The sequence below is a fragment of the Streptomyces sp. NPDC054883 genome, from assembly GCF_053610645.1.
In genome coordinates this window covers 35,900-52,064 of the sequence record NZ_JBSGYT010000040.1, presented here as the reverse complement: position 1 = coordinate 52,064, position 16,165 = coordinate 35,900, and the positions used below count along the sequence as shown (strand labels likewise).

Annotated in this window: 15 protein-coding genes and 2 pseudogenes; 8 read left to right on the top strand and 9 right to left on the bottom strand. The window is 69.9% G+C overall.

Annotated elements, in window-relative coordinates:
- The first annotated feature begins 524 nt into the window (after nucleotides 1–524).
- On the top strand, nucleotides 525–1,223 hold the full coding sequence (locus ACWGH1_RS25810) for a HEAT repeat domain-containing protein (protein WP_453354486.1): 699 nt from the start codon (nucleotides 525–527) through the stop codon (nucleotides 1,221–1,223).
- Nucleotides 1,224–1,915: 692 nt separating this feature from the next.
- Here ACWGH1_RS25810 and ACWGH1_RS25805 read toward each other — a convergent pair.
- Nucleotides 1,916–2,872 (bottom strand): NAD-dependent epimerase/dehydratase family protein, encoded by a 957-nt coding sequence (locus ACWGH1_RS25805; protein ID WP_453409030.1) that lies wholly within the window; start codon nucleotides 2,870–2,872, stop codon nucleotides 1,916–1,918.
- Nucleotides 2,873–3,125: 253 nt separating this feature from the next.
- Here ACWGH1_RS25805 and ACWGH1_RS25800 point away from each other — a divergent pair.
- Nucleotides 3,126–4,373: pseudogene (locus ACWGH1_RS25800) on the top strand (IS701 family transposase).
- A gap of 554 nt (nucleotides 4,374–4,927) precedes the next feature.
- Here ACWGH1_RS25800 and ACWGH1_RS25795 read toward each other — a convergent pair.
- Entirely contained in the window at nucleotides 4,928–5,314 is a 387-nt protein-coding gene (locus tag ACWGH1_RS25795; RefSeq protein ID WP_453354488.1) for a peptidase inhibitor family I36 protein, read from the bottom strand.
- 208 nt (nucleotides 5,315–5,522) lie between these two features.
- Nucleotides 5,523–5,783 carry a hypothetical protein gene (locus tag ACWGH1_RS25790; RefSeq protein WP_453354489.1) on the bottom strand — a complete coding sequence of 87 codons (261 nt, stop codon included), beginning with the start codon at nucleotides 5,781–5,783 and terminating at the stop codon, nucleotides 5,523–5,525.
- A 223-nt stretch (nucleotides 5,784–6,006) separates the two neighbouring features.
- Here ACWGH1_RS25790 and ACWGH1_RS25785 point away from each other — a divergent pair, with 223 nt between their 5' ends.
- The 4 genes from ACWGH1_RS25785 to ACWGH1_RS25770 all read left to right on the top strand — a co-directional run bounded on the left by ACWGH1_RS25785 (nucleotide 6,007) and on the right by ACWGH1_RS25770 (nucleotide 9,867).
- Nucleotides 6,007–6,771 (top strand): CAP domain-containing protein, encoded by a 765-nt coding sequence (locus tag ACWGH1_RS25785; RefSeq protein ID WP_453409029.1) that lies wholly within the window; start codon nucleotides 6,007–6,009, stop codon nucleotides 6,769–6,771.
- Between the two features lie 120 nt (nucleotides 6,772–6,891).
- Entirely contained in the window at nucleotides 6,892–7,452 is a 561-nt protein-coding gene (locus ACWGH1_RS25780) for a hypothetical protein (protein ID WP_453409028.1), read from the top strand.
- 307 nt (nucleotides 7,453–7,759) lie between these two features.
- Nucleotides 7,760–8,473 carry a response regulator transcription factor gene (locus ACWGH1_RS25775; protein ID WP_453352957.1) on the top strand — a complete coding sequence of 238 codons (714 nt, stop codon included), beginning with the start codon at nucleotides 7,760–7,762 and terminating at the stop codon, nucleotides 8,471–8,473.
- Complete coding sequence (locus ACWGH1_RS25770) at nucleotides 8,470–9,867, top strand: ATP-binding protein (RefSeq protein ID WP_453352958.1); 1,398 nt, start codon at nucleotides 8,470–8,472, stop codon at nucleotides 9,865–9,867. Before ACWGH1_RS25775 ends, ACWGH1_RS25770 begins: the two co-directional genes overlap by 4 nt.
- An 11-nt stretch (nucleotides 9,868–9,878) precedes the next feature.
- Here ACWGH1_RS25770 and ACWGH1_RS25765 read toward each other — a convergent pair whose 3' ends face one another.
- Entirely contained in the window at nucleotides 9,879–10,298 is a 420-nt protein-coding gene (locus ACWGH1_RS25765; RefSeq protein WP_453352959.1) for a TetR family transcriptional regulator C-terminal domain-containing protein, read from the bottom strand.
- A 60-nt stretch (nucleotides 10,299–10,358) separates the two neighbouring features.
- On the opposite strand from ACWGH1_RS25765, the gene ACWGH1_RS25760 reads away from it, so the two are divergent.
- Nucleotides 10,359–11,144: an alpha/beta fold hydrolase gene (locus ACWGH1_RS25760; protein ID WP_453352960.1), complete on the top strand. Its 786-nt coding sequence runs from the start codon at nucleotides 10,359–10,361 to the stop codon at nucleotides 11,142–11,144.
- 271 nt (nucleotides 11,145–11,415) lie between these two features.
- On the opposite strand, the gene ACWGH1_RS25755 is transcribed toward ACWGH1_RS25760, so the two are convergent.
- Nucleotides 11,416–11,598 carry a hypothetical protein gene (locus ACWGH1_RS25755; RefSeq protein ID WP_453352961.1) on the bottom strand — a complete coding sequence of 61 codons (183 nt, stop codon included), beginning with the start codon at nucleotides 11,596–11,598 and terminating at the stop codon, nucleotides 11,416–11,418.
- Between the two features lie 156 nt (nucleotides 11,599–11,754).
- Nucleotides 11,755–12,492, bottom strand: coding sequence for an SDR family oxidoreductase (locus tag ACWGH1_RS25750; RefSeq protein ID WP_453352962.1), 738 nt, complete (start codon nucleotides 12,490–12,492; stop codon nucleotides 11,755–11,757).
- A 222-nt stretch (nucleotides 12,493–12,714) separates the two neighbouring features.
- Between ACWGH1_RS25750 and ACWGH1_RS25745 the strand changes: the two genes are divergently transcribed.
- Complete coding sequence (locus ACWGH1_RS25745; protein WP_453352963.1) at nucleotides 12,715–13,527, top strand: helix-turn-helix transcriptional regulator; 813 nt, start codon at nucleotides 12,715–12,717, stop codon at nucleotides 13,525–13,527.
- A gap of 557 nt (nucleotides 13,528–14,084) precedes the next feature.
- Here ACWGH1_RS25745 and ACWGH1_RS25740 read toward each other — a convergent pair.
- The 3 genes and pseudogenes from ACWGH1_RS25740 to ACWGH1_RS25730 form a co-directional block, all read right to left on the bottom strand.
- Nucleotides 14,085–14,378, bottom strand: a complete 294-nt coding sequence (locus tag ACWGH1_RS25740) for a hypothetical protein (protein WP_453352964.1) — start codon at nucleotides 14,376–14,378, stop codon at nucleotides 14,085–14,087.
- Nucleotides 14,379–14,630: 252 nt separating this feature from the next.
- Nucleotides 14,631–14,948: pseudogene (locus tag ACWGH1_RS25735) on the bottom strand (fic family toxin-antitoxin system, toxin component); the annotation flags it as partial.
- A 29-nt stretch (nucleotides 14,949–14,977) separates the two neighbouring features.
- A complete protein-coding gene (locus ACWGH1_RS25730) occupies nucleotides 14,978–16,048 on the bottom strand; it encodes an amidinotransferase (RefSeq protein WP_453352965.1) in 1,071 nt (356 codons plus the stop codon).
- Between the last annotated feature and the right edge of the window lie 117 nt (nucleotides 16,049–16,165).

Here is a 16,165-nt window from a genome sequence, read left to right as displayed (position 1 = left end):
TATAGCGAGCGTACCGCTGCCCGTCTTTGATTCCTTCACAGCTGGGCGTCCGGTGGTAGACGCTCCCGCCTTTGGTGATGTACACCCTCCGGGGGAGCTCCGATCGCAGTGTTCGACAGTGGTCGCACTGGGAAGCGGGCAGGAACATCACTTCACAGAAGTCGTCGTCCATACTCCCATTCTCCTGCACCGATGCCTGCGTGACCACCTCCTATCGGTCAACTGGCCTTTTACCATGGCCCCTTGAAGCCCCTCGCGTAAACAGGATCCACATCCTCCGGCGAAGCGTCCTCGACCGGCTGCTGCGGGACCACTTGGCCGCCACGTCAGGTGTCGATCTGCAGGGCGATCACGGGTGTGGTCGAGGTGAGCCAGCCGTTCTGCACGAGCCGGTGCACGATGTAGATCCGAACGAGGTGAGGCTCCTCGCCTTCCATCTCTTCAGGCGGCGGCCCCGAAAGGGAACCCGGCCGAGTCCGCCGACCCGATGCTCCGACGCGGACCGGATGCCGGACGATGAGGGCATGAACGCGGAAGAGCTCGCTGCCCTCATCACTCAAGCCGGTCACAAAGACCCCGAACTTCGTGCCGAGGTGGCGAGCGAGCTGCCCACGGCCTTGTCCGGGCAGGCGGACGACCCCGTGCCTGCGGCTCTGATCCGGCTGACCTCCGACCACGAGGCGCGCGTGCGCGAGCAGGCCACCTTCGCACTGGGGCAGCTCACCCAGGTGGACGGGCCGGAGATCAGGGCGGCCCTGTGGCGGCGCGTCGGCGACGAAGATCCACAGACGCACGAGGAAGCCGTACGCGGTCTGGCAGTGCGCCGTGATCCAGGCGCCGTTCCGCTGCTCGCGGCGCTGCTCGAGGAGCGGACCGCGTATGTACAGACGTTCACCGCGGCGGCGGTACTCGGCGATCCTGGGCTACTGCCCGCGCTGAAGAGGTACGACCCGGCGGATCCCGGTGTCGGCGAGGCCCTCCAGACCTGCGACCCGGCCGCCCGGGAAGGCCGCGATGCCGCGGCGTGCGCGCTACTGGACGCGGTCTACGCCCTGCTGCCCGCGGCGGACACGGCCCTGTACGCCTCGCGCTTCGAGGCGAACCTGACGCTGCTGCTCATCACCGCCGGCCGGGGCGAGGTGACGTGGAACGCGGACGCCCTGCTCGTCCGTGCCGGCGGGGACCCGCGGCGGGCTGCGGCGCTGGTAGCCGAAGACCTCTGAGGTGACGTCCGGGAAAGGCCTCGTGCCCCCTACGGAAAACGGACGCGAATGGCCCCTGTCGCATCGGCCCGGTCGTCGTAGGCAATCGTCTGCAGGGAGAGCATGCCGGTGGGGCCGGGGGCGGGTGTCAGTTGCTGGCGCGTTTTTGCGAGTTGCGGTCGCCCGAGAGCTCCTCCTCGAAATTCTGCTCTGCTCGGCCGCGTTCAGCACCTTCGGGTCAAGGCAGGGCAGACCAGCTTCGCCGGTTCAGGGCTTCCGCCGGTGGTGGGGGGCAGATCATCGGGTGATGGGCCGTGCGTTGGATCTGTCGGACGAGTTCCACTCCGAGGCCTTCGGAGAGCTCCTCGACTTCCTGCACGGCACCCCCGCTCCGGCGCAGACATCCTGGCTCCTGCGCGCCGTACGCGGTTTGCTTCAACCTCTAGGTGCGGCCACCGGGGGGCCAGTTCGATGGTGAGCTTCATCAAGCGCCTTCGAGCAGCGCGAGAGGCAGTTGAGCCGGTCTGGTCGCTGAGATTCATGGGCTTCCATTCCTTCGACGGCTCTTCGTGTGCGTTGAGACGTTCTGCTTCTTAATACTCCAGCCGTAGATCGTGATCACGACGGGACAGGGTGCTCCCCCACGGCCGTCGGGCAGTGGAGTCGCTTCTGCGGCGCCCACAGGTGCCTGCCCAGCTGATTTCCTGCGACCGTCAGGCTCTGGCGAGTAGCTTCGCCTCCTCTGTAGGGGACAGTCCGTGCCGGAGCGGCGGTTCGCCACGCTGACGGTCCCACGCCAGTACGTCAGCGACGGTCACCGCCAACGGGGTTGCGGGCATGCCGGCCACGCGGGCGCGCGCGGAGCTTCGTTGCTGGGTCGGCCACATCGACTCGGGGCGGGTCAGCGGAAAGAACGGCGACACTGCTTCTGCAGGCACAGGAACGATCTCGACCTGGCTGCCTGCCACCCGCGCGCAGGTGGTGATCAGCTCAGCCATCGTGGTCGGCTCAGCCGGACCGACGGCGTGGAACGCGCCGGGCCTGTTGTCCAGCAGCAGCTGCACCACGAGGCGGGCCACGTCGCGGGAGTCGACCACCTGAACTGGCTGTTCGGGGCTGCTTGGCAGTGCCACCCGGCCGCCGCGCGCGGCCCGGCGAACCCAGTACACGAGCCCGTCCTGCACGTCGTGCGGCCCCGCGACCTTCCCCAGCCGCACGATCGTCGCCCGTGAGCCATACCGGGCCACCACGTCGTCCTCGCAGGCCACCTTGCACGGCCCGTAGGTGTCCTCGTCGAGCTCCTCGGTGTCGCGCACCGGCGGGCGGCGGGGTGTGTCCTCGTCCGAGCCCGGCCCCACGCCCGTTTGCATATACACAGCCTGACTGGAGATGAACAGGTACCGGCCGACCCGGTCGCCGAGTGCCTCCATCGCCTGACCGACATGGCGCGGCACATACCCGCTGACGTCCACGACAGCGTCCCAGCTGCCGTCTTGCAGTGCCGCGTAGTCCCCTGTGTCCCGGTCTCCGATCAGCCGGGGCACGCCCGGGAACAGGTCGGTGCCAGTTCTGCCCCGGCTGAACAAGGTCACCTCGACCCCCTGACGCAGCGCGTCGTCAACGATCGCCCGGCCCACGAATGAGGTGCCGCCAAGTACAAGAAGTCGCATAGCGCCCGACAGTAACGGCGTCCTCAGGCCACCTCCACCGAGATTTCCGCAGCACGGTATGACTTCCCAGCGCGGGCTCGCCTGGCACCATCACCCAGCCCATGGCATGCCGGCGTCGTGATCCTGCGGGCGGGCACCGGCGCGGAGATGGGTGCGGCCACCGCTGATCATCGGTGTGTGAAGACAGAAGATCACGCAGTGGCCGCAGGTCACAGCGTAGACCCGGCGTTGGCAGGAAGTGTTCGAGGGCCTGATGGATCGGATCGCGGGCCGGTTCGCGCGGGTCGAGCCTCGGCGTCGGGTGAGGCAGTTGATACTCGGGCTGTTGGCGGACCTGCCGCGCAAGAACTGCTGGACGATCGCCGAGCATGTCGGGGACGCCACTCCAGACGGGTTGCAACACCTGCTGGGGCGGGCAAAGTGGGACGCCGACCTGGTCCGTGACGACCTGCGCGGCTTCGTGCTGGAGCACCTGGCGGACGACCAGGCGGTGCTGGTCGACGAGACCGGCGACCTGAAGAAGGGCACCCACACTGTGGGCGTGCAACGCCAGTACACCGGCACCGCGGGCAGGATCGAAAACGCGCAAGTCGCGGTGTACCTCACCTACACCTCCCGGCACGGGCACGCCGCCATCGACCGCGCTCTGTACCTGCCCAAGTCCTGGACCAGTGACCCGGACCGCTGCGAACCGCCGTCCCGGATACGGTCGGCTTCGCGACCAAGCCGCACCTAGGCCAGCAGATGATCGAACGAGCACTGGACGCCGGAGTGTCAGCTGCGTGGGCGGCAGGCGACGAGGTCTACGGCGACAACCCGAACCTGCGCACCGCCCTGGAGGCAAGACAGTCGGGCTACGTGCTCACGGTCTCCTGCACCCACCGCGCCCCCACCCCGGCCGGCCCTCAGCGTGCCGACCACCTGGCCAAGCGCATCCCACGCCCGGCCTGGCAGAAGCTGTCCGCCGGATACGGCGCGAAGGGGCACCGCTGGTACGACTGGCACTGGTCGCCGTCACCACGGGCGAACCGACGGGTCATCGGCACCTGCTGATTCGCCGCAACCGCACCACCGGCGAACTTGCCTACTACCGCTGCTACTCGCCCCGTTCGGTGCTGCTGTCCACGCTGGTCAAGGTCGCGGGAAGCCGCTGGACGGTGCAGGAGACGTTCCAGAACTCGAAGGGACTGGCGGAGCTGGACGAGCACCAAGTGCGCCGCTGGGACTCCTGGCACCGCTGGGTCCCCTGGCCCTGATAGCCCACGCCTTCCTCGCCGTCACCACCGCCCTCGAACGCCGCGACCAGGCCCAGTCCGACGACGGGACCAGCCCCGACGGACTGATCCCGCTCACCTGCAACGAGATCCAGCGCCCGTTCACCACCCTGATCACCGAACCCGCCCGCGACCTGGCCCACCGACTTCGCTGGTTCACCTGGCGCCGACGCCACCAAGCTCGCGCCCGCCACAGCCACTACCATCGCCAAGCCTCCCAGCCATGAAGATCACGATCTACGGCTGGAGTATTAACAAAGGTTCCATGGCCGGTCGTCGGACGCGGCGTCCGACACCGGCCGCTGGCTATCGCTTGTTGCTACGTTGCCAGTCGATGTCCGATACGCCGGCCGTCCCGTTCAGGGAGCAGGTCGCCATGGACACGCCCTGGTGCTGCCATTCGCCGTATAGCTTCCGTTGTTGCGCATGCAGGTGACTTTGGCGCGGAACATCGAGGTGGTGCCCACGGTGCAGGTCACGTTGCCTGTCTGACCGGGGCTGCTGGAACCGGTCCTTCCCCTACTGTCCCGGCTCAGCGGCGCCCCGCCGCTCAGCCGCCGAGGCCCCGCCGAACCACTTCCCGTACAGCCACGGCCGGCCGGTCACCAGGCCGAGCGCCCGCACCAGGGCTCCAGGCGGCCGCGCCCGGCGAAACCGGCGAGCAGCAGCGGCGCCGCGGCCATCGGCACCCCGACCAGCCCGATCCACCGGGCGCCCGGGCCGGACGGCCAGACCCCGTCAGCGCCGAAGCGGTGATGGCGTCGGCATGCTACGGGCCCGATCACCTCCAGTAATAGGCCTGCATATCGGCCTGGCCCTGCCCCGGCTGAACGTTCCAGTTCTCAGAGGTGCCCCAGCATCCCCCGCCCCTGCCGTAGAACGTCCAGTCCTGGTCGTCGTTGTTCCATACCGACCTGGTGGCCGCGACGAAGCCGCGCTGGATGGTCTCCACGAGATGGCAGGTGTGCCACTGCGGGTCGTGGTAGTCGAATCGCCGACCCTGGTAGTTCGGTTCGGTGTAGAAGCAGACGAGTTCACGCCCGCAGTCATGCGGGGCCCGGGCGGCTACCGGAGCGGGGGTGGCGGCCACAGAGGCCGGTGCACCGGTGCCGAAGCCGGCGAGGACGACGGCGATCGCCGTCCAGGCGAAAACACTCTTTCGGGTCATGGGTGATGCCTCCCGGAGAAAGGAGCGGCTTGCTTGCCCGGCCCATGCCCTCCCGCACCCCGCTCCGAGCCCGCAACGCGCACCATCACCTGGACGGATGACCGTTTGGGGCACCGGACACGCATGTGGGTTACCTGCCGCGGCGGGTGCAATACGTGCCGCATGGGGCCCTGCCGAAGGCGACGTTGGCCACGCCTGGGCGGCACCATCAGAGACGAACCCCCGCCCAGCACGGCGCGGCCGTCGCAGCCGAGGCCGCCGAGGTGCCTGCACGGACGGCGACGGCGACTGGCTGATCGGCCTGCGCCCCGACGGCTTCGCCCTGCTGGCCGAGCCCGGCCCGGCCGATGCCACGGTCCGCGGAACGGCCGCCGACCTGCTGCTGCTCCTGTACGGCCGCCTCGACCACCGGAGCGGCGCCTTCCAGCTGTCCGGCGACCCGGACCTGCACACCCACTGGTTCACCCACTCCGCCTTCTAGGCGTTTAGGGGATTGTCCGGCTTGTCCCTGAAGTGATCCTGCGGGGTTCCTTAAGGGAGTCTGAAGAACGCCTCCACGGCGCTGTCTGCGCTGGTCACGGGCCTAGGCTCAGGTGAACTTCCGTGTTTTCCCTGCCTTGTGAGGTGTTACCGGCATGAGCCGTAGCCGAACTCCCGTCCCGTCCCGTGTCGAATCGCGGCGGAGGAAGACAGTGCGCACGCGCATCGTTCTGTCGGTCACCGCCGCTGCCGCGGCGGTGGCGGTCGGCGTCGCGGTGGCCGACTCCGACAGTAAGGGCCACCGGGACGCGCGGGCCGACGGGGCCGCGGGCGCGGTGTCGAAGGCGGCGGGCGCCGGCGCCGGCAGCCCGGCGGCTACGGCGACTCCTGCTCACGCCTCCCCCAGTCCTGACGCCTCGGCTACAGGATCACCCACTCCCGCGACGCCCTCGGCGGCGCAGAGCAGCGCCACCACCGAGCCGGAGGCGCCCAAGCCCGAGAAGGTCACGCCCAAGCCGAAGCCCAAGCCTGCCGGGACCACGGCCGGCGGCTCCGGGGGTTCCGGGGGTTCCGGGGGTTCCGGCACCGCCGACAGCGGCACCGAATCCGCGGTCCTGACCCTCGTCAACAAAGAACGGGCCGCGGCCGGATGCGGCCCGCTCGCCACGGACTCCGCGCTGACCGCCGCCGCGCGGACGTACAGCGACACGATGGCCCGCAGCGGCGTCATGTCCCACACCGGTCCGGACGGGTCGACCATGACCAGCCGGGTGGAGGCCGCCGGGTACGGCTGGTCCCGGCTCGGCGAGAACATAGCCCGCGGCCAGGCCGACGCCGACGCGGTCATGAACTCCTGGATGAACAGCCCAGGGCACCGGGCCAACATCCTCAATTGCGCCTTCACGGAGATCGGCATAGGTGTCCACAAGGGCGACGGCGGTCCGTGGTGGACGCAGGACTTCGGCACCCCGAGGTAGGCGGCCCCGCGGCCCCCTCCCGACGCAGCCCCGCCCTCCGGCCCGTACACGGCTCGGAGGACGTCGGTGTTCACCGGCCCTCCATGACGGGGCGCCCGGCGCGTCGTTCACTATGGGGCCGTGCCCCGGATTCCGCGTTACCTGCTCATATGGCTGTCGTGCACGGCAGCCAGCGTGGCCGCCGTGCTCGGCACGGTCCAGTTCGTGGTCGGCACGACCCGCCACACTCCCCCGGTGGCCCGGTCCGCCCTGGTGGTCATCGAGACGCCGCCGGCGTGGCAGGCCGGCGCGAGCCCCGCACCGAGCACGCCGTCGCCGTCCTCGTCCGCCACGGCCTCGCCCACCGTGTCGGCGCAGCCGTCGTCCCCGACAGCTCCTGCCCCGGCCAAGAGCTCCTCCGGGATGCCCCGGACCGCGGCGTCGAAGACCGCCGTGGACTGCGAGAACGGCGGAGCGGGCCTGTACACCGTCCCCTCGCAGGGCGGTAAGGCCACGGTCCGGTACGGCAGTCGGGGCGTGTGCCTGATCTCCGCGATCCCGAGCCGCGGTTTCCGTGCCACCACCTCGCAGACCGCGGACGACACCCTCACGGTCACGTTCACCAACGACGGCCACCGCTCGGTCATCACTGCGACCGTCGAGCCGGCGGCCAAGGCCAGCGTCCGCGAAACGTCGTTCTGAGTCCACCGCCCTCTGTCCCTTCACGCCCCTCATGGACCGGTATCCGGCGAAGCGGAAGGTGAGCTGTTCCTTAGGGCAGCCTCAAGATCCGGCCGAGGCGGTTCCCCCGGCCCCTCGCCGCCCTATGCTCGCGTCACCGAGCCGGCCACGGCGCCGGGGTGCAACATCCCCGGCGAACCGCCCCGCCGCCGACTTTCACCGTGCCGGCGGCGTCTTCTTCGACGCCTCATAGACGGTGGCGTGGCGGCGGACCGGTTCCGGGTCCGCCGCCCGCGAGCTCCTCCGGCCGAGCCCCTAAGGTGTCCCCATGCCGAGCGTCCTGGTCGTGGAAGACGACCCCAGCATCCGCCAGTCACTCATCGAGGTCCTGGCGGAGCACGGGTACGCCGTCCGCAGCACGGCAGACGGGTTCGGCGCCCTGCGGGAGGTCACCCAGTCGCGCGTCGACGCCGTGGTGCTCGACCTGGGCCTGCCAGATCTGGACGGGGCGGACGCACTGCGCATGATCCGGGGTATATCCTCCGTCCCCGTGCTGGTGGCCACCGCCCGGGACGAAGAGACCGAGATCATCGACCTCCTCAACGCGGGCGCCGACGACTACCTGGTCAAGCCCTTCTCCGGGGGACAGCTCATCGCACGCCTGACCGCCGTGCTGCGGCGGACGGGACAGCTTCCCGCCGCCGCGGGTCCGGCGGGCACCCCCGCGGCCGGTCCGCTGCGCCCGGTCCTGGTGGGCGAACTGGCGGTGGACCCGGGCGCCCGCACTGCACACCTGGCCGGCCGGGAGTTGCGCCTCACCCGCCGGGAGTTCGACCTGCTGGCGTTCCTCGCCCACCACCGCGGTCAGGTCGTGTCCAAACGCCGGCTGCTGAACGAGGTCTGGCGCGAGCCGTACGTGGACGACCAGACCGTCGACGTGCACCTGTCGTCCTTGCGGCGCAAGCTGGGCGAACGCGCGGCGGCCCCGCGCTACCTGCTGACCGTCCGCGGTGTCGGCATCAAGCTGGTGGCACCGCGTTGAGACGCTCACTTGCCGGAGTGGCGCTCGCCGTGACCTCCATGGTCGCCCTCTCCTTCCTCATACCGCTCGCCGCCCTGGTGATGTCGCTGGTCAAGGAGCAGGCCGTCACCGCGGCCGAACAGCGCGCCGCCGCCCTGGCGCCGGTCCTGACCCTGACCACGGATCCGGCCGCGCTGCGGGAGTCCGCCGCTAGCCTGGACGCGGCCGACCGCCTCATCGTCCATCTGCCGGGTTCCGGCCCCCTCGGCAGCTCCAGGGCCCCCAGGGCCCTGCTCGATCGGGCGCAGCGCGGGCGGGAGTCCATCTCCCAGGAGATCCCGGGCGGCTGGATATGTCTGCAGCCGGTGGTGCTCCCAGGCGATCGGGTGGCCGTCGTCGAGAACTTCGTGTCCGAGGAGGAACTGACCCACGGGGTCAAGGAGTCCTGGGCGGTCATGCTGTTCCTGGCCGTAGGACTGGTCGGCGGTTCCGTGCTGGTCGCCGACCGCCTCGGCGCGAAGGTCGTCACATCGTCGAAGCGGCTAGCGCAGGCGTCGCGCGCACTCGGCAAGGGGGACCTGGACAGCCGGGTGGAGCCGATGGGCCCGGCGGAACTGCGCGACGCCGGAGTCGCCTTCAACGCGATGGCCTACCGCATGACCGAACTGCTCGCTGTGGAACGCGAACTCGTCGCGGACCTGTCCCATCGGCTGCGCACCCCGCTCACCGCCCTGCACCTGGCGTCGGAACGCATGCTCGGCACGCCCGAGTCGGCGAGGGTCGAGGCGGCGGTCGGCGAGCTGGAGACGGAACTCCAGGCCATCATCGCCGCGGCGCGCACCCCGCTCGCCGTGGGGCCGATGGGCCGGGGCATGTTCGCCGCGGATCCCTCTTCCACCTCCCCCGCCGCCTCAGGGGTGTCCGGTCCCCGCTGCGAGGCGGCCGAGGTGGTCCGTCGGCGCACTGCCTTCTGGTCCGTCCTGGCCGAGCAGCAGAACCGGTCCTGCTCCCTGGACCTGACCCAGGAACCCGCGGCCGTCAGCCTCTCCGACGACGACCTCGCCGCAGTCGTGGACGCGCTCATCGGGAACGTCTTTCGCCACACCGCCCCCGGGACGCCGTTCGCCGTCCACGTCGTACGTACGGTCCACGCCGTGCGGCTGGTCGTGGAGGACGGCGGCCCGGGCATACCCGAACCGGACCGCGCCCTGCCCCGCGGGAGCAGCAGCGGTTCCAGCGGACTGGGGCTGGACATCGCGCAGCGCGCCGCAACCGTTACGGGCGGCTCGATGCAGGTATCCCGCAGCGGGCTGGGAGGCGCGCACATCGCCGTGACGTTCGCGCTGGCCCCCTCGGCCCCGGCCGGACGCCCCTCCCGCATGTCCCGGCGGCGGCCGCGCATACCCCGGAGCTGATCTGTAGCCGGTCAGATCTCCTGAGGCGTCGGGGCGATGCCGGGCGTGGGGGCGATGGTCCGCCAGATCGTCGACCGGGCCGTCGCCAGGTCGACGCGCGGGTCGTCGGGCATCGGGCGGATGCCGGGGCCGTCGCACAGGGCCGGCACCAGGGTGCTGAGGGCGGTGACGTCGCAGTCCGTGAACTCCTCTGCCCCGGTTCCCTGCTCAATGGCCCCGGCGACCCACGCGTGCAGCCGGTCGTACAGGTCGACGGCCAGATGCCGGGCCGCCGTATCGTGCTGGGCCGCGCACCCACAGCTCCTGCCACACTTCCAGTCCTGGCGCAGTTCCGCGTCCGTCGGCAGCATGCTGCGCAGGACGCGGGCGAGACCGAGTCCTGCCGGTTTCAGACCCCCGAGTCCGAACGGCGGCTGCAGCCCTGACGGCACCGCCCTCACAGAACCGGCCCTCTCTGCGGAGGGGGATCCCGGCAATGACAAACTGCGCACATGACTTCGACGACCCGGCCCGAGCCGAGGCGCGCAGCCACGTCTGTGGCCGGGCGTCGCCTGTCCTTCCTCGATTTCGGCGGCCCGGGACAGCCTCTGCTCGCCTTGCACGGGCACTTCGGAGAGGGCCGCACGTTCACGCACCTGGCCCGGGAACTGGGCGCCCACTGGCGCGTCATCGCTCTTGACCAGCGAGGACACGGCTACTCTGACCGCCCCGCCGACTTCTCCCGCAACGGCTACATCCAGGACGCGGCGAGCATCCTGGAAGACCTGGGAATCAGCGATGCTGTCGTGCTCGGGCACTCGCTCGGAGGCGTCAATGCCTACCAGCTCGCCGCCCGGCATCCCCGACTCGTCCGCGCTCTGGTCATCGAAGACATCGGCGCCGAGGTCGATGACGACCTGTCCTTCAGCCTGTCCTGGCCGCACCGGGCGCCGACACGGACAGGGCTGCTGGAAGCACTCGGCCCCTCAGCCGGCTACCTCGTCGACGCCCTCCGCGAGTACCCCGATGGGTGGGGCCTCGCCTTCAACCCGCAGGACATGAACGCCTCCCAGCAACAGCTCAACGGTGACCACTGGGACGACTGGCTCGCCAGCAGCTGCCCCGCGTTGCTCATCCGCGGCAGCCGTAGCCCGGTTCTCAGCGCCGGGCACGCACAGAGCATGGCAGCACGACGCCCCGGCACTCACCAGGCTGAACTTCCGGCGGGACACACCGTCCACGAGACCGACCCGGCCGGCTTTGCCTCGGCAGTTCGAGGATTCCTCAGCTCGTTGTGACCGCGGCGGGCCGCCGCCCGGCGGCGCGTTGGCGGCGGTGTGTAGTTGCCGGGTGGTGAGGCCGATCACCAGGGCCCGGAGCCCGTCCGAGTAGGTGTCCTGGGCGGTCAACGCCTGCCATCGGCTGGCAACTAGGGTCAACTGGGGACGTCGTCCGGGTCGAGGTCGTAGAAGACCTCCGCCCCGTAGGTGGGCGGTCGTCGTCCGCGCGTCGTCGGGCGGACGCCGCCCGGACCACGATCTCTCCGGCTGTGCAGCGCCAGATCGCACGTTATACGTAAGCGGTCTGATTGAGGGTCAGTCCGCACTCGACCAGTCCGTCGACGATCCGCAGAGCGGTCTTGGAGCAGAGGTCGTCGGCGGTCAGGACCGTCACGATCCAGGGGCATGCGGCCAGTACACCGTGGATCACCTCCGCGGCGACGATGACCCGATCGCGGAGCCGGGCGGGCATTTCGCGCGGGCGAACGAACCCTTGGACGACGACGAACCGGCCGTCCTGGCGCTGACACTCCTCCTGAGCGGGAACGACACGACCACCTGCCAGATCAGCAACACTTGAACAGTTCCGTGACGCCAAGCCGACTTGATCAAAGGGCAGGCCAGAGGGTCAGCTCTGGGCTGTGGGCCGGACGACGATCTCGTTCACGTCGACCGTGGCAGGCTGTTCGATCGCGAAAGCGATGGCCCGGGCGATCGCGTCGGGCGGGATCGCGATGTTGTCCCGCATCTTCCTGATCTCTGCTCTGACCTGGCCGTTGGTCGACGCCTCGGCGAAGTCGGTCGCAGTCGCACCGGGTGAGATGGTGGTCACCCGCAGGGAGCCGCCGGCTTCCTGGCGCAGTCCTTCGCAGATCGCGCGTACCGCGAACTTGGTGCCGGCGTAGACGGCCATGGTCGGCACGATGCGAAACGCGGCTGTCGAGGCAGTGGTGATGAAGTGGCCGGTGCCCTGCGCTCGGAAGACGGGCAGCGCGGCTCCGATCCCGTGCAACACGCCCTTCACGTTGACGTCGACCATGTGGTCCCACTCGTCGACACGCAGGTCGTCGAGAGGCGAGATCGTGCCGACTCCGGCATTGCTGACGAGTACGTCGAGTCGGCCGAACCGCTCCCCGGCCAGCGCGACCAGGGCCTGCAGGTCTTCCGGCCGGGTCACGTCGGCGCGGATCTGCACGGCAGCGCCACCCGCCTTCTCGATTCGCGCCACCAGCTCCGCGAGACGTTCGGACCGGCGTGCGCCGAGGACGAGTCGCGCGCCGCCTTCGGCGAGCAGCAGCGCGGTCGCCTCACCGATGCCGCTGCTGGCTCCCGTGATCGCCACCACTTTGCCCTTGATTCCAGACATGCAGGTGTCCTTTCGGTCCTTGGCATCGGGTCCGGGCGCCGAGCGGCAGCAGGTCGTGGTGGATCATCCGCAAACCTGTTTTGCGCACTGGACGGCCGGGTGCCGGTATGCCCCTGAAACCCCGTCGGCAGTGCCCACGGCGCTTGTTCGCCCACCCAGTCTGCGACGACCTTAGCCTGGTATCCAGACCGTACTTATTCTGGAACCAGAGGTGCCACAGTCATGCCTACGCAGCCGGACCAACGCCGTCAGTTGAGCGATTTCCTGCGCAGCCGGAGAGAGCGTCTGACCCCTGACGAGGTGGGCCTCCCCCAGACCGGCCGCCGCCGGACTCCGGGACTTCGCCGAGAGGAACTGGCACTGCTGGCGGGGATCAGCGCGACCTGGTACACGTACCTGGAGCAGGGGCGGGAGGTCCGCGCCTCCCAGCAGGTGCTGAACGCCCTCGCCGCGGTGCTGCGGCTCAGCAGGCACGAGCGCGATCATCTCCTGCAGCTTGCCGGTCATGTGCCTGCGGCCGAAGCCGAGGACAGCGACTCGCTGACGGCCGAGGTGGCCGCCGTCCCCCTGCTGTTCCAGCCGAACCCGGCGTACATCATCGGCGGCAACTATGACGTCCTCAGTCACAACCAGGCGGCCGACGAGTTGTTCCCGCGGCTCATCTCGGAGGTGAACCGGCCGGCCAACTTCGTCCGCTGGGTGTTCCTCGAACCGGTGGCCCGGGACGTTCTGGTCGACTGGGAACCCGAGGCGCGCGGCTTGCTCGGCCGCCTTCGGACGCTGGCCGCACGCCATCCCGGCGACGAGCGGTACACCCGACTGATCGACGAGCTGAACGAGGGGAGCACGGAGGCGCGGGACTGGTGGCCGCACTACGAGGTACAGGCCCGGCACAGCGGTCGGAAACGGCTACGGCACCCGCAACGCGGAGCGATCGACTATGCGTACACCGCTTTTCACCTGGCCGAACAGCCGGAGCAGACGCTGGTCGTCTATTTCGACAGCAGCACACCGCCCGACCGGGCGCAGCCGTGACCGAGGGATGGAGGACGAGGTCGGCGGCGTACCCGTACGTGGTGCGGCGGCGGAGGACCAGACCCGCCCGCTCGGTCCCGCGGGTGGCTCGCAGCCGTCTACCACCAGCGACGATGCGGCCGTCCCGGACCGCGACACGGCCCGAGGTGACGTGGGTGTCACCGGTCCCACTGCCCCTCGACCGGGCTCATGGGGGGGGGTCGGACGGGTCGGCGGGGTGGGCCGCTCCACGACCGTCGTCACCGCCGGCGATGCGCCCGCTTCGGTGCAGGTGAGGATCGTGGTCACCTTCCTGCCTCCGGCGTTGGCGTGCGTCTCCTCGGAGCCGCCCTGGGTGCACTTGCCGGTGTCCACCAGCGTCGGCTTCGGCTTGGATTTATCCGATATGAAGGAGGCGACGGTGTGGGGTGCCGCGCTGGCCGGAGAGGTGGTGACGGGCAGGACGAAGACGGTGGCCGCCGCGGCGAGCACGGGCAGCGTCCGGAGGAGTCGAACAGTCGTGTTCATGGGTGGTGCTCCTTGGGAGAAGGGTCGTGGAGGTCGTGGACGGAGCCCGGTCACTTCGGGCTGGCCGGCTCGGCTGTGCACACCGTCTTGGTGGAGATCACCGGCGTCTGGCCCTTCACACACGAGATCGTGGTGGTGGTCACGCACCCGCCGAGAGACACGACCGACGTGGAGCTCTCGGTACTCGTGCAGACCTGGGGCTTGGGCTTGGGCTTGGGCGTCTCCTGCACGGTGGAGGTCGTGGTCGCGGCCGAGGCCGGTGAGGTCATGGCGGGCAGCGCGAAGGCCGCGGCGGCCGCCGCGAGCACGGGCAGCGTCCGGAGCAGTCGAGAGGTCGGATTCATCGTTACTCCTTGGTAAAGGGTGAGTGGTGCGTTGTCCCGTTCCTGCGGATCCCGCAACACCGGAACCGGTGCTGTCCTGTGGGTGGTGGCGGTGTGGCGCCTAAAAGAAGGGTGTCGCGGGACGTGTCGGCACGACCAGCCACGGCGTTTCGGGTCTTGACGCAGCGGCCATAAGGTGTTGGCCACCCGGCGAGGAGGAACCCCGCGGGATCGTCGAACGAGTCCTGGCGGTAGGCGATCCGATCGCGCTCGTCAGCTGGCAGTTGGCCAGGAGCGCAGCAGCGTGGCGATCTTCGCGGCAGTGCAGGTCGGGTCCAGTAGGAGATCCCTCAGGGCGACGGCGTCATCGCGAGTCGGCTTGACCGCGATTCCGGTGGCTTCGAGGTACATGACGCCGGTCGCGGCGGCGACGGCGAGGTTGGAGCGCTCCAGCCAGCGGCACCGCCCCAGGGTGTGTACCAAGGCGGCCGCCTTGGCGTACGGGCCGTTGTAGACCGGCTGTTCGAAGAGCTCTGCCCTGTGACGGGCGACTGCCGAGACGGGGACGCCGTAACCTTCGGGCGCGGGATCTTCGCGTCACTCGTTCCTCGGATCGCCCCCTATGCGGAATCTTGGTCCACGGAATGGTTCACACGGAGATCCGGCCCATGGCTTTCGGCGCGGTGGCGGTCCCTGCGCAGGTCAAGGGTTGCGCAGTGGAAGGAGCCTCCCAGCGCTTGGACGTTGCGGAAGGGCAACGCCAGAGGCGTCATGCCGTAGGAGAGGAGCAGCGCCTGAAGCTTTTCGTCCCGGATCTCCGTGAGAACGTGCTGGTGGTCGACGACGAGCAGGTTCATGGTGACCCAGGGGCTCGTCATGTAGAGCGGGGGGTTGTCGCGGGGCTCGGGGACAGGGGCGGGGACCAGTTCCCAGCCGTCCATCGGGGACCCGGCAAGGTGGGTGGGGTCGAGCCGGTCGGGGTTGTACAGGGCCAGTCCCTCGCGCAGCGGGCACAGCGTCGCGTCGATGTGCATGGCGTGCGGATCGTCCGGCTGGATCAGGTGGACGTTGGTGGCGGAGCCGAGCTGGGTGCGCAGGTGCGTGACGCCTGAGCGGTTGGTGACGTGGCTGAGCTGGCCGATGATGGTGCGGGGGCCCAGGCGGAGGAAGTCGGCGGCGTCCCACGCTGGTCGGCCCTCTCCGATCACCCATGGGCCCGAGCGGGACGGTCCGCTGGTGAGGGGGTCGACGGCCAGGTCCACCGCTGACGGCAGCCAGTGCGCACCTGATCGGCGGATCTGGCGAAGGAGGGGCCAGTAGGCGAGCAGTTCGTGGCGGCGGCTGCGCCACGCCATCGGTGCCTCGATGACACGGTTGCCCATGACGAGCAGAGAGTCGCGCGGCATCGCGGCGCAGTAGCCGCCCAGGCGCGCCCAGGGCATGCGAGGTGGCCGGTGCACCACACAGCCCAGCCTCTCCAGGACTTCCGTGAGAGTTTGCAGCTCCTGCTCCGCGACGTCCAGGATCCGGGAGGGGAAGGGGCGCCCGGGCCGGAACTCGGCCCAGTGCTCGCGGGGCATGGTCGCCTCGATCATGCGGGGGTCCTCGTAGGGGAACATCGCCCCGGACGCCGTGCCGACCACTACCTCGCGCAGCGGACTCCACTCGTCGCACGCATCCACCACGATCACGCCGACTCCCGTGCGGCCAGGGCACCGCTGCCCGCAGCCAGTGCCATCCGGGCCCCCAACCGACCAGCCGGTGAGGCGCCCGGGCCATCATCAGCGGCCGGCTGCCGCGCCGGCGAT